Annotated in this window: 12 protein-coding genes; 4 read left to right on the plus strand and 8 right to left on the minus strand. The window is 67.3% G+C overall.

Annotated elements, in window-relative coordinates; all coding sequences use genetic code 11:
* Positions 1-13: 13 nt before the first annotated feature.
* Both AC1DBE_RS05395 and AC1DBE_RS05400 read left to right on the plus strand, forming a co-directional pair.
* Positions 14-331: a DUF6221 family protein gene (locus AC1DBE_RS05395; RefSeq protein ID WP_476969843.1), complete on the plus strand. Its 318-nt coding sequence runs from the start codon at positions 14-16 to the stop codon at positions 329-331.
* A gap of 58 nt (positions 332-389) precedes the next feature.
* Positions 390-1,031, plus strand: coding sequence for an NADPH-dependent F420 reductase (locus AC1DBE_RS05400; RefSeq protein WP_476969844.1), 642 nt, complete (start codon positions 390-392; stop codon positions 1,029-1,031).
* Between the two features lie 23 nt (positions 1,032-1,054).
* Here the strand turns inward: AC1DBE_RS05400 and AC1DBE_RS05405 are convergent, their stop codons facing one another.
* From AC1DBE_RS05405 to AC1DBE_RS05415, 3 genes are all read right to left on the minus strand, one after another.
* Positions 1,055-1,651, minus strand: coding sequence for a DnaJ family domain-containing protein (locus AC1DBE_RS05405; protein ID WP_476969845.1), 597 nt, complete (start codon positions 1,649-1,651; stop codon positions 1,055-1,057).
* Positions 1,652-1,795: 144 nt separating this feature from the next.
* Positions 1,796-2,674, minus strand: coding sequence for an MBL fold metallo-hydrolase (locus AC1DBE_RS05410; RefSeq protein WP_476969846.1), 879 nt, complete (start codon positions 2,672-2,674; stop codon positions 1,796-1,798).
* Positions 2,675-2,676: 2 nt separating this feature from the next.
* On the minus strand, positions 2,677-4,365 hold the full coding sequence (locus AC1DBE_RS05415; protein ID WP_476969847.1) for a long-chain-fatty-acid--CoA ligase: 1,689 nt from the start codon (positions 4,363-4,365) through the stop codon (positions 2,677-2,679).
* A 218-nt stretch (positions 4,366-4,583) separates the two neighbouring features.
* Between AC1DBE_RS05415 and AC1DBE_RS05420 the strand changes: the two genes are divergently transcribed.
* Positions 4,584-5,123: a TspO/MBR family protein gene (locus AC1DBE_RS05420; protein WP_476969848.1), complete on the plus strand. Its 540-nt coding sequence runs from the start codon at positions 4,584-4,586 to the stop codon at positions 5,121-5,123.
* 72 nt (positions 5,124-5,195) lie between these two features.
* Here AC1DBE_RS05420 and AC1DBE_RS05425 read toward each other — a convergent pair whose 3' ends face one another.
* The 5 genes from AC1DBE_RS05425 to AC1DBE_RS05445 form a co-directional block, all read right to left on the minus strand.
* Positions 5,196-5,693 carry an SRPBCC family protein gene (locus AC1DBE_RS05425; protein WP_476969849.1) on the minus strand — a complete coding sequence of 166 codons (498 nt, stop codon included), beginning with the start codon at positions 5,691-5,693 and terminating at the stop codon, positions 5,196-5,198.
* 12 nt (positions 5,694-5,705) lie between these two features.
* Entirely contained in the window at positions 5,706-6,095 is a 390-nt protein-coding gene (locus AC1DBE_RS05430) for an ArsR/SmtB family transcription factor (protein WP_476969850.1), read from the minus strand.
* Positions 6,096-6,153: 58 nt separating this feature from the next.
* Positions 6,154-8,112 (minus strand): ATP-binding protein, encoded by a 1,959-nt coding sequence (locus AC1DBE_RS05435; protein ID WP_476969851.1) that lies wholly within the window; start codon positions 8,110-8,112, stop codon positions 6,154-6,156.
* A gap of 68 nt (positions 8,113-8,180) precedes the next feature.
* Complete coding sequence (locus AC1DBE_RS05440; protein ID WP_476879040.1) at positions 8,181-8,603, minus strand: DUF7793 family protein; 423 nt, start codon at positions 8,601-8,603, stop codon at positions 8,181-8,183.
* A 72-nt stretch (positions 8,604-8,675) separates the two neighbouring features.
* Entirely contained in the window at positions 8,676-11,078 is a 2,403-nt protein-coding gene (locus AC1DBE_RS05445; RefSeq protein WP_476969852.1) for a glycosyltransferase family 2 protein, read from the minus strand.
* 244 nt (positions 11,079-11,322) lie between these two features.
* Here AC1DBE_RS05445 and AC1DBE_RS05450 point away from each other — a divergent pair, with 244 nt between their 5' ends.
* Entirely contained in the window at positions 11,323-12,831 is a 1,509-nt protein-coding gene (locus AC1DBE_RS05450) for a chitinase (protein ID WP_476903194.1), read from the plus strand.
* Positions 12,832-12,973 lie beyond the last annotated feature (142 nt).

Genomic DNA, 12,973 nt, shown 5'->3' on the forward strand with positions numbered 1-12,973 from the left:
TACCCTCGGCTGTGTGGACATTGTCGAGTTTTTGTCCGAACGCATTTCCGAGGACGAGGCCGCAGCCCGGACGCTCCTCAGCAGCCGGACGGTCTCCAAGTCGGGCGAATGGTACGAGCAGCGGCTGCTTCTCGAATGCGAGGCGAAGCGGCGGCTGATCGGCGTCGTGGAGGCAGCCAGGCAGTCCGCCCTGGCAGCCATGGTCAGCGACTCGCTTCAGGAGACCCATTGGGCACCCCGGTCTCTGGACTGGATGGAACGCTCGCTGCAGGCCCTGGCCCTGCCCTACCTCGAGCACCCGGACTTCGAACAGGACTGGCTGCACCCCTGAACTCCGGCCCGGACCCGGTCTGTGAAATATCCCCGGCCGTCCTGCCGTTAGCCCGGGTATGACAACTATCGGAATCATCGGTGCAGGACACATTGGCAGCCAGCTCGCACGGAAGGCCGTGGAACTGGGCTACGACGTCGCGATCAGCAACTCCCGGGGACCGGAAACCCTGGCGGACCTTGTCGCCGAACTGGGCCCGCACGCTCGTGCGGTCACCGCGGCCGAGGCAGCCGCGGCGGGCGATTTCGCCGTCGTCACGGTGCCGTTGAAGAACATCAAGGAGCTCCCGGCGGAACCGCTGGCCGGCAAGACCGTGATCGACACCAACAACTACTACTGGGAGCGCGACGGCCGCTTCCCGGCCCTGGACAACGGTGAGGCCACCACCTCCGGGCTCCTGCAGGAACACCTTTCTCAGTCCAAGGTCGCCAAGGGCTTCAACCACATCATGGCCGCCCAGATCACCACTGACGGCACTCCCGCAGGAACGGTCAACCGCCGCGCACTGGCCACCGCCAGCGACTATCCCGAGGCTGCCGAGCTTGTCACGCGGCTCTACGACGAATTCGGCTTCGACACCGTCAACATCGGCCCGCTGTCCGAAAGCTGGCGCGTGGAACGTGACCGTCCGGCCTACGTGGTCCGGCAGAACGCCGCCGAACTGCGCGAGAACCTCGCGAAGGCGCCCCGCACCGTCTGACCTCCCGGCCAAACCAGGCGGCCTTAGGGCCTGCGCGTCCGGAGCCGGCGCCACCAGGGGCGCCGGGCTTCCGGCTCGGGCACGACGACGTCGGCCGCTGCCGCCCGCCGCTCACGCCAGAGTGCCACCTCGGCGTCGACATCCCGTGTTTTGGTGGTGACGGGTGGCCCGCCCTGCAGCTGCCGGCGGGCGTCAATGACGCGGGTATTGAAGTCCGTGAGGAGCTCCCGCACCTGCGCCTCCGAGAACTGGGCGTCGAGGCGGGCGTCCAGTCCGGCATCCTCGCCGCGCAGCAGGATCGCCGTCGGGCCAAGCCCGGTGATGTTCTCGCGTTGGAGCAGCCCCTTCACCCACCAGTCAGGGTCGTAGGCCTCGCCCAGCCCGGGGATGGGCTTGCCCGCGTATTTGAGGTTGTCGAACTTTCCCTGCGCCATGGCGTCACGGACCAGGTAGTCGGCGCGGGCGGCTTCGTCCACGCCGGCGCGCTTTTGCCGGAGTTCTTCCTCGGCGGCGCTGACCTCGTCGTTTTCCTGCACCGTGCTGCCGCTGGCGCGGATGGAGCGCAGTTCGGCCGCACGCTCCACCCGGCGCCGGAACGCCGAGCCTTCCCCGCCACTCATGGCCACCGCCCTCTCAGCCGTCTCGGCCGCCCGGAAATCCGGGATCGGCTTCCAGTATGCGCAGGTCGGCCGGCCCGCCGAAAGTGCAGTTCGCGGCAGTGCTTTGCGCAAACATTTGCCGTGAAGTGCCTACTCGCGGGGCGCTTAGTCCCCGTCGAGGCAGATCACGAAGCCGGGAAACGCGTGGCGGCCGGGCCGGCCGCCCACCACGTCCATTGCCTCGCGAAGCTCGCGGAGTTGGTCCACACTCATCTGCAGTGGCGGTTCATCGGGCTGGTAGGTGGTCAGGACGGGGTAGTCGACGCCCGGCTCCCCAGCCATCTCGATGTGGCAGCCCAGCACGTGGCTGACCGGGTGGTCGGCGCAGAAGCGCAGGAGCCCGTCGATGCTGCGGACGAAGGCCGGCCAGTCATGGATGTAGAGCCGGCCCGGGTAGACGGTGTCCCCGGTGAGCAGGAACCCGGTGTACGGGTCGTAGAAGGTGACTGCAGCGCGGTGGTGGCCGGGGCTGGGCCAGCACCGCAGTACCCGGCCGCCGAGGTCCACCTCAGCCGGACCGCCGTCGTCGTCCGTGAAGCCAAAGTATGCCCAGGCGGAATCCAGCCCGGCGTCCACCACCTGGGTCCGGGGCCGGCCGGTGAACTGTGAGTCGCCCGCCACGTGGTCTCCGTGCGGGTGGGTGTGCAGGACCAGGAGCCCGTAGCCGGGGCGGGGGTGGGCGGTCAGCCAGGTGTCGATGAGACCGTCAATGACGCGGCGGAGCGGGAAGAAATCCGCCGAGGCTGTGGCGCCGGTGTCGATCAGCACGGCGCGGGTGTTGCCGAAGAGCAGGAACATAAATGGCGCCTCGTAATTCACCGCCATGTTCTGCCGCAGGATGAACGTGTGATCATCGTAGGCGTGGACCTGGATCTCCGGGTCCGTATTGTGCATCGCGGACTCGGAGCCGTGAATCCAGGCCACCTCCAGGTCACCGGGCCGGGGGACGCCGGAGGTGAAATCGACCGCTGTTGGCGAAGCCATTCTTAGAGGCCCGGCAGGACTTGTTCGCGGACCTGTTTCCGGAGGATCTTGCCCAGCATGGAGCGCGGCAGGTCCTCGATCGTGACAATCCGGCGCGGGACCTTGTACCCGGCCAGGTGCTCGCGGCAGTATCGGCGCAGGGCTTCCTCGTCCAGCTCGGTTCCCGGCTCGAGTTCGACGGCGGCCACCACCAGTTCGCCGCCGCGCTCCAGGGGTTTGCCGACGACGGCGGCGTCCCTGATGTCCGGGTGCAGCCGCAGCACGGCCTCCACCTCGGTGGGCGAGACGTTGAACCCGCCGGTGATGATGAGTTCCTTGGCGCGGTCCACCACGGTGGTGAAGCCGTCCGCGTCCACGGTCACCACGTCCCCGGTGCGCAGCCAGCCGTCGGCGGTGAGGGTTTTCGCGGTCTCGTCCGGGTTGTTCCAGTAGCCCTGGAAGACCTGCGGGCCCTTGATCAGGAGCTCGCCCGGCTGGCCCTGCGGAACCTCCGTTGAGGGGACTTCGACGTCGACCACCTTCATCAGCGTGGACGGGAACGGCACTCCGATGGTTCCGGTGCGGCGGGTGGGATGGAACGGGTTGCCCAGCGCCACCGGGGAGGATTCGGTCATGCCGTAGCCCTCCACCAGCAGGCCGCCGGAGACTGACTCCCAGAGCTCCACCACGTGGTCCGGCAGGTTCATGGCCCCGGAGATGCAGTACTTGCAGGACCGCAGCGAGATGCCCTTCTCCTTCGCGGCCATGGCCGTGCGCTCGTAGATCGGCGGGACGGCGCAGTACACCGTAGCCGGCGACTTCTTCATCGCGGCCAGCACCAGGTTCGGATCGAATTTGGGGAACAGGACCAGCAGGGCCTGTTTGCGGATGCCGTAGGTCAGGTAGAGGGTCATGCCGAAGGCGTGGAACATCGGCAGGATCGCGTAGAAGATTTCCTTGCGGTACTCCGCGCCGGCCATCCACGCCTCGCCCTGCAGCGCGTTGGCGTACAGGTTGAAGTGCGTCAGCATCGCACCCTTGGGCCTGCCGGTGGTGCCTGAGGTGTACTGGATCGCCGCGAGGTCCTCCACCGCCGGCCGCGGGTGCGACGGGTCGATCCGACCGTGGCCCAGGAGTTCCTTCCACGGCATGGTGCCCGGGGCGGGGGCGGTCAGGGACTCCCGGGTGCTGCGCAGCTTCTTCACCGGCAGGCCCAGGGCGAGGCGCTTGGCGGCGGGGAACGCCTCGAGCAGGTTCACCGAGACCACGTGGTCGATCTCGACGTCGGCCGGGAACTCCCGGATAGCAGCCGCGGCCTTGTCCCAGACGATCACCACACGCGCCTGGTGGTCCTCGAACTGGTGGCGCAGCTCGCGGGAGGTGTACAGCGGGTTGTGTTCAACCACGACGGCGCCCAGGCGCAGCACCGCGTAGAACGCCACCACGTGCTGGGGGCAGTTCGGCAGGATCAGGGCCACCCGGTCGCCGGCCCGGACGCCCAGCCGGCGAAGCCCCTCAGCGGCCCGGTCAACCTGCTCGCCCAGCTCCGTGTAGCTGGTCCGGCGGCCGAAGAATTCCAGCGCCGGGGCGCTTCCGGCCTCGGCAACGGAGTGCTCCAGCATGGCCACCAGCGATTCCGTGGGCAGGTCAATCTCCGCAGGGACGCCGGGCTGGTAGTTCTTCACCCAGGGTTGCTGGTCCGTATGCTCCATGCCCACATCATTTCGCGAACTGCCGGCCGGGGCGAATCACGGACTCCCCCACCCGTGCGGCTGACCAGCGGAAACAACACCGCCACTGCAACGTACCTGCGAGCTTCCGGATTTACCAACGGAGGCCTTACCTATGCCGTCATTGCGCGCCTGGCGCCCGCCGCACGTCCCGCCGTCGCAGTTTGACGCGGGGGCCTTCGGTTGTCCACAGTAAGTCAGTGCTCTTGAACGTTGATCAAATGGCCCCGGGCACCGTTGCCCCCGGCGCCCGCCCGCTACCGAAGCAAATCGCAGCGCTGGCCGGCTTCCTGGTGGCGTCCTGGGCCGTCTCGTTGCTGGCCTCGCTGCCGATCAGGACCAACGGCGCCTGGTACGCGGCCGCGGACAAAGCCTCGTGGACCCCGCCAGGGTGGATGTTCAGCTCTATCTGGCTGGCGCTGTACGCGGCCATGGCCGTGGCCGCGTGGCTCGTGTGGCGGCAGCAGCGCTACCCGCGCCGGACGGCACTGAGGGTCTACGCCGGCCTGTTGCTGCTGAATCTGTCGTGGCCGCTAATGTTCTTCGGCATGTACCCGATGTTGGGGGCGGCCGCCCTGTGGCTGGCGCTGCTGGTGATCGCTGCCCACGCCGTGATTGCGACCTTCGCCGTCCTGCATTTCGGGCCGATCAGCACCGCCGCCGGGTTACTGATGCTGCCCTACGTTTCGTGGCTGGTGTTCTCGGCCAGCCTCAACCTGTACGCGGCCCTGAACAACTAGGCCGACGCCAGCGTCCTGGGCGGCGCAAGGCGACGACGACGGCGCTGCACCGCCGTCGTCGTCCGCCGCAGTTTAGGCGTTGACGTGCTCGGCAAGAATGGCGTCCACCTGGCCGAGCGCTTCCTTCATGCCTTCCTCCATGCCCATGGCGACAATCTTCTCCATCTGGTCCTCGTTTTCGAAGGTGGAAAGGACGGTCATCCGGGTCCGGTCACCGATCGGCTCGAGCGTCACGACGCCGTGGATGGTTCCCATCTCGGCCACGGGATCCCCGTTGTCATCCGAAAACCCGTCGTCGAACTCAAGGCGGTGCGGGGCCTCAACGGCGACGAAACGCCACCAGCCGCGGGCCTTCTCCCCGCCGGGCCCGGTCATGTAGTAGCTGGCCTCGCCGCCGGGAACGAAGTCGTGCTTCTCGAAAGTGGCGGGCCAGGTGGGCGGGCCCCACCAGCGCTCCAATTGGCGCGGATCCTCCCAGATCTGCCAGACGCGCTCGACGCCCGCGTCGAACTCGGCGACGATGCTGAGGCTCAATGCCTCAAGGTTCTTGACTGAACTCGTAACGGTCATGTCCAACCCTTCCTATTCCCCTGCTTCGCTGTCTTCTGCCTTCCGGGCCACTGGCTGGCCGGAATGAAGATTTCCGTCGGCGAGCAAATCGGCGATCCTATCGGTCCGCTGCCGCCAGATGACCTCGTACTCATCGAGCAGCTTGCGGGCCCTTCGCAGTCCCTCGTGGCTGGCCCGCACAATCTGCTCCCTTCCGCGCTTCTCCTTGGTCACCAGGGAAGCGCGTTCCAGCACCGCCACATGTTTCTGGACGGCGGCGAAACTCATGGCATAGAGCGCAGCAAGCCCGGAGACCGAGAACTCTGCCACGGTCACGCGGCGCACAATGTCGCGACGGGTCGTGTCGGCAAACGCCTGGAAGAGGCGGTCGACGTCTTCATCACTCCACTGATCTACAACCATTTGGTTGTAGAATATGGCCTCCGCTCAGGGGTGTCAAGGGGTCTCCGAAAGAGCCCGCTCACCCCAGGAACGAGCGGTGGATGTCGCTGCCGTACCGGCGGATGATGTCGCGTTTGGCCGCCTTGAAGGCCTCGAGATCCCCGGGCCGGCCGTGCTGCTCGGTGTGCCGCCGGGCGAGCTCGTCCGCAATGACGTCCAGGAAGAGCTCGGCCAGCAGCAGCCGGGCTGAATCCCGGAACCGCCCGCGGCCATCGACGTAGAGCTGGACGGTGGGGGCGGCGGTGTTGATGATGACCTTGCGTTCGCCCGGGCTGTAGACGGCACGGTCGGCACTGTTGTGCAGGCTGCGGAACTCGTAGCCGGTGAAGAGGTCGACGCCGTGGTCCCGGGTCGGCCTGTGTGCCTTGTGATTGTGCGCCGCCTCCCGCAGCGGCGCCGTGGCTCCCAGCGCGTCCGGTCCTCCCCCGGCTCCGTGCGGACCCTGGCCGGCACCATGGTGCGACGCGTGCTCGGCAATGACGATCTCGCACAGCGCCCAGAAGTCGCCGGCCCGGGCGGTGAGCTCACCCCGGTCCCCGGGCCGTTCCCCCGTCACCGCCCATTCGAGCCGGTCCGCTGCGCCCAGCGTGCCGACGTCGACCGGTACCGGGACCGGTTCGATCCGCACGGAGGCGGGCAGTTCGGCCTCGAAGGTCAGGGTCGCGCCGTCGGGCAGTTGGGCGGCATCAAAAAGCAGCGACACGTGGAACGGATGGCCCGGCGGGCGGTAGTAGAAGGGCGTGGTGAAGCGCAGCGCCGCGGGCTGGTCCCCCGCCGCCGGGCCCGTCCCGGGCGGCGGGGACGTTGCCAGCCCGAGGTCGACGACGGCGGCCTCGCTCATGTGCCGCAGGAGATGCTCGATCATGTCCGCGGTGCGGCCGGACGTGGTGGCCCGCTCCAGGTGCGTTAGTTTCTCCTTCTCAGCCTGGACCGCGCCGGCAATCATCGCGCTGACGGCTTCCGAGAACGCGGCGACGAAGGCGTCCCGGGGATTCAGGCCCTCCCGTTCGTCGCTGATGATCGCCCGGCCCCGCCCCAGCATCCCCGTCAGCGCATCACAGGACACCTCGCCGAACAGGTACTCGGTCCCCACCTGGTTTTCGAAGGCGAAGAGCTGGCAGTCGAGGACAGCTTTCCCGGACAGGACCACCAGGCCGTTGGTCCGTTCGTCCCCGCTGAGAGTCAGTTCGGTGTCCGCGGCCCGCTTCAGGGTCAGGGTGAAGGGGTAGTCCGCGCCGTCGAAGCTGACGGTTCCGGGCCGGTCCGGCCCGAGCAGCACCTCCGCCGGCGGTTCCAGGAAGCGGACCTGCCGGGTGTGGTGCTCCGTGGAGCCGGGCTGTCCGTGTTCCAGGTCCACTGTCCGGCGGCCCAGGACGGCGCGCAAGTAGAAGTTGGCGGACAGGGACTGCAGCAAGGTGTTGTACTGCGTGATCCGGGCGCGGGGGTTGTCCACCACCACCGTTACGCGGGTGCCGCTGCCGGCAGGGGCCTCCGGTACCCCGAGCCGGGCGTAGTCGGCGGGGTAGGCACGGCGGTCCTCCCCGCCGTCGTCGTAAAGATACCCGCCGTTATCGCCCCGGAAGACGTCGATGCGGGTGAAGCGGCCGGACTGGATGGTCTCGATCCAGCCGTGCCCCAGCCCGAAGATGGCCTGCTTGAGGCCCCGGCCGAAGTAGCCGCGGCCGTCGCCTTCACCGCGGGCCAGGGGACTGTGGGCGCCGCCGTAGCTGAGGATCCGCCGGGCCTGCCCAAAGGACATGCCCTCCGCCTGGTCGCTGACCGTCAGCACGGCCCCGGTGTGATGGCGTTCGTAGCCCACGGTGATCCGGCCCGGCACCGCGGCTCCGGCGTTTTCCGCCCGGGCGTAGCTGTCGTCGCTGTTGGTGATCAGTTCCACCAGCGCCTTCTCCACCGAGGCGAAGCGCCGTGAGTCGATTCCGATCACACGCTGGTCAACCTGGATCCGGGCAACCGTCATGCTGATTCCCTCGCCGCTACTGCCGCTTCCCCTCTTACGGGGAGACTAGCAGTCCGCCGGAAGACCGCCTAGGGCGTAGTGGAGGCAGGCTGCAGGTGGAGCGCATCCGCCGGGTTCCCGCCGCGGACAAAGGCGCCCAGCCAGGCCATGGCCGCTTCGCGGGACGTGAAGAATTCGTGCGGATACTTGGTGTCCCGGCTGGTGGCGGCCGCCACCACACGGTCCACCGCACTCGATCCGAGGACGGCGATGGCAATAACGTCTGCTGATTTGGCGAACTCGTAACGGGCCGCGGCGCTGATGACGACGTCGGTCATTTCGGAGAGCATCGGCACTTGCCTGCCCTGGCAGAGTTGTTTGGTTGCGCGCATGGCATCGCGGGCATCGCTGACGTCGACAAAGGAGCCGGGCACCCACACCGACTCGAGGATGCCGCCACTAATGCGCAGGGCGTTTTTACCGTCTGCGGCAAGGAGTGGTTCGGGCGTCATTTGGCCCATTCTAAACGTGCCAAAGCCGGGCACCTTGTCAACACGGCAGCGACCCTGTCATAAATAGGGCCGTCACTTCACCCCGGCCCTCTTACGGCGGTCTTCTTTACCGCGGAGGTCGCGGTTGAGGCGGCGGTCGCCGTGGTACAGAATCGACTCCCAGTTAATCTCCTCCGGCGCCTTCGGGATGATCTGCGGAGGTGCGGGCGCGGCGGCTTTCGGCTTGACGTAAAGCCAATTCAGCACGCCCAGGAAGATATCGACGATTGAGTTCCGGATCCCCATGTAGGCGCGGATGGCGTACGCGGCCATAACCGCGTTGAAGGCCGCGAACGCCGCGTTGGTCCAGTTTTGCTGCAGGACATCACGCCAGACCGTGAACAGCGAGAAAGCGACGATCGCGTATGGCGCGATCACATAGATCGCGGGGGCGGCCGTCCGGTCCTTGACCTTGGGCGTGCGGGCGAACGGAATCTTGTCACCGGTCAGGGCCTGCTGGAGTGATTTCAGTACTCCGGCGAGGTTCACCGGCATCAGCACCAGGTTGAACCCGTAGATCCGGAAGATGTCACTGAAGCGGTGCCCGGACTCGCGCAGATCGCTGCCCATGGCCAGGAAGTAGGGCAGCGCGGCGGCGAAGACCAGCGGGCTGAGGAGCCTGCTGTCATAGGGGTAGGCCAGCAGGAAGAGGAGCCCGAAGCTGGCCCAGGTCAGCGACGCCATGTAATTGACGCGGAGCATGATTTCTCGGGCCCTGACGTCCTTGTCGAGGCCGCGGCGGTGCCGGATGGTGTCCCAGAGTTTGGGCAGGATCAGCAGGCCGCCGTTGGCCCAACGCCGCCGCTGCACCACCAGGGAACCGAAGTCCGGTGGGGTGGCGCTGTAGCTGAGCCGTTCGGGGTAGTTGACGAGGTCCCAGCCTTCCCGGCCCAGGTCCACGCTGGATTCGGTGTCCTCAATGACGGTTCGGTCCTGGATGTAGGTCCGGACCTCGAAGCCACCCTCGGAGGAGACCTCCACAATGTCCTCGAGGGCAACCTTGCGGATCACGGCGTTGGCACCCACCCAGAACGTCGCCCCGTAGCGCGTCATGCCCTGGTGTTGGATGTGCTGCAGGTCCGTGGTGGCTCCGGCAACGCGTTCGATGCGCGTGGGGGCGCCGCGGAAGGAGGAGTACGGGGTCTGGGTCACGGCCACCCGCTCGTTGCCCGGTGATTCCAGGAAGTGGACCAGGCGCAGGCAATAGTCCCGCAACAGCAGCGAGTCGGCGTCGAGGGTCAGGACGTAGGTGCTGTCGGCGATGACCAGGTCGCCGGCGGCGGACTCCACGGCGGGTTCGACGGCGGGCCCGACGGCGGGTTTTGCGGCCTTTGCTGCGGGCTCGGCGGCGGGTTTGGCGGGCGGCTCTGCGGCTAGCCGCAGGACAGTTCCATCGGCTGTCTGTTCCTGCCGCCACCGGTGCCCCATCAGGCTCAGGTAGGAGTTGAGGTTCATGGCCTTGTTGGCCTCGTGCGACAGGCTCGCGTACTTCTTGCGCTCGAAGGTGGAGACCCGGACGTTGAAGATCCAGGTCAGCCGGGCGTAGAGCTCCCGCATGCGCGGCAATTCCGGGGCGGTCTGCTGGGCGCGGGCAGCGTAGAGCGCGGTCAGGACGAGGCGCAGTTCGCGGGCCAGGCCCATCAGCACCAGGTCAACGAAGAATTCGTCGACGTGGTCTTCCACCTGCTCGGCCTCGGCCATGCCCTCAAGCCAGCCGGCCGCGTATTCGTATTCCTCGATGAGGGCGGGCAGTTCCGCCCCTGCTGAGAGCTTGCCGGCGCGTTCGTTGAACGCCGCGCTCGCGGCGTTCAGGCGGGACGACGGCTCCTTGAGGGTTCTGGTGATGCCGGCGGCGAGGTCGCGGGTGGCCTGCAGCCGTGCCTGCTCATCGGGGTTGTCCGGGAACGGCGGGTCATCCAGGAGCAACACCACGGAAAGGTCCGGGAACTCCTGCAGGGCCGCGGACCAGAGCGTCGCCCGGACCACCTGCGGCTCTTCCGCGTAGGACGGGACAAGGACGGTGACGGCATCCGTGTAATCGGTGAAGTGACGGTCCAGTTCGCCGCGGGGAACCCTGCGGTGGTCGCGGAAGCGGTTGAGGGCGCCCTGGCGTGCCAGCAGGTACATCAGGGCCGAGAACGTCAGGAAGGTGACGACGATGACGTAGGAGACGGCTTCCGCCCGGAACCTGAATCCCGCAGTGGGGTCGTTGATCAGGGCCCTGATCACGGTGGTCACCACATAGCCAGCCCACGCAAGGACCGTCACGACGATGCCCACACGTCCGAGGATGATTTTCCGGCGGGATGGTTCGGGATGAACGATGGCCAGCGGTTCGGAGCGCCGTTCGGCTCCCCATTGCCGTTTGCGGACCTTTGTGGCCTGATCGTCGGCCGCGGAATCTTCAGGCCGCGAAACGGCCAGGAGGTCGGACATAAATCCCCATCTGCATCATGTGCACCCCCAGCGGACACACTTCAGGCCGGCCTCGTCATTAGGCGGTGCGGTCTGCCCATATAATAAGCGCACGACCCCACATATCGTGACCCCGGCTTCGTCTTAATATCGGGAATCAACATATTTGGCCGCAATTCCGCGCACAGGGCGTTGAGCAGGACTCTTGGACAAGTATTGGGGTAAATCTGTGTCGAACCGCTTTCCCGGGCGCCGCCTCTCTAAATTGCGGCTCGGAATTCTGGTAATTGTTCTTCTCGCCCTCACCGGCGGGTCGTATTTAGGCCTTCGCTCATTCCAGGACGCCAACGCGGCGTCGTCCATTCCGTCGGTCTTCTCCGGTTATGTCGACGTCACGGCCACACCGCGGTTTGCGTTCGAATCCCCGGGCAGCCCCGAAGCCAAGGGCGCCGTTCTTTCCTTCATCGTTTCGGACAAAGCTGACCCTTGTTCGCCGTCGTGGGGGGCCGCATACAGCCTCACGCAGGCAGAATCCGACTTGGACCTGGACCGCAGGATCGCCCGGCTCCGCCAGGTCGGCGGCGCCGTCTCCGTGTCCTTCGGTGGGCAGAGCAACAGCGAACTGGCCGTCGGCTGCACCGATCCGGACAGGCTCGCGGGCGCCTACCGCGACGTGGTGGAACGCTACGACCTGCGCTCCATTGACCTCGACGTCGAGGGCACGGCCCTGGCGGACACCGCGTCGATCGACCGCCGCGGCAAGGCCGTCGCGGCCCTCCAGCAGGACCGCCGGAACGGCGGGAAAAGCCTCGAGGTGTGGCTGACCCTGCCCGCGGACCCGGCGGGGCTGACGGCGGCGGGCCGCGACCTCGTGTCCCGGACCCTCCGCGCCGGCGTCGACGTGGCCGGGGTGAACATCATGACGATGGACTTTGGCGGGAGTAAAGCGCCCGGCCAGTCCATGTCCCAGGCCTCCATCTCCGCGGCCGAAGCCACCCACACGCAGCTGCAGGCACTATTCCGGCAAAACGGCGAGGACCTGGGCACCGACACCGCCTGGCGCAAGCTGGGTCTCACCCCGATGATTGGGCAGAACGATGTCCCCGGGGAAATTTTCACGCTCGACGACGCCGCATCCCTGAATGCCTACGCCAAAGCGAAGGGCGTGGGCCGGGTGTCCATGTGGTCGCTCAACCGCGACCGGACCTGCGGCAGCAACTACCCGGACGTCGCCAAGGTTTCCGACAGCTGCAGCGGCATCCAGCAGGGCGACGCCCTTTTCGCCACGGTCCTGGGCGCCGACGTCATTCCCACGGCATCGGCCGTTCCGCAGCTGACGGCCGCCTCCGCCACCCCCACGGCGACCGACGACCCGTCCACCAGCCCCTACCCCGTGTGGAGCGAGACCGCACGGTACGTCGGCGGCGACCGCACGGTGTGGCACGGCAACGTTTACGAAGCCAAGTGGTGGACGCAGGGCGACAGTCCGGACAACCCCGTCGACCAGGGCGCCACGGTCCCGTGGAAGCTCATCGGCCCGGTATTGCCCGGCGACCGCCCCAGCCCCCGGACCACGGTCGCCGCCGGCACCTACCCGGAGTGGTCTGCTGCCACCGTCTACAAGCGCGGGTCACGGATCCTGTTCGACGGCTACGCGTTCGAGGCCAAATGGTGGACGCAGTCGGACAGCCCCCAGGCCATGCTTGAGGGCGCCCCGGACTCGCCGTGGATGAAGCTGACCGCCGCCCAACTCCAGTCCCCCGCGGCCAAGTAGCGGGCCGTCGGGGGGCGGCATCCGGGCCGGCTGTGACCAGTCTCACCAGCAATAATCGTCCTCCGGCTTGAGTCGCCAGCCGCCCGCTGTGCATCATAAAAAGGCAGCCGGAAGCGAGAGCTCCCGGCCCGCACCGCCCCCA

The organism is Arthrobacter sp. 10T416 (assembly GCF_056394165.1).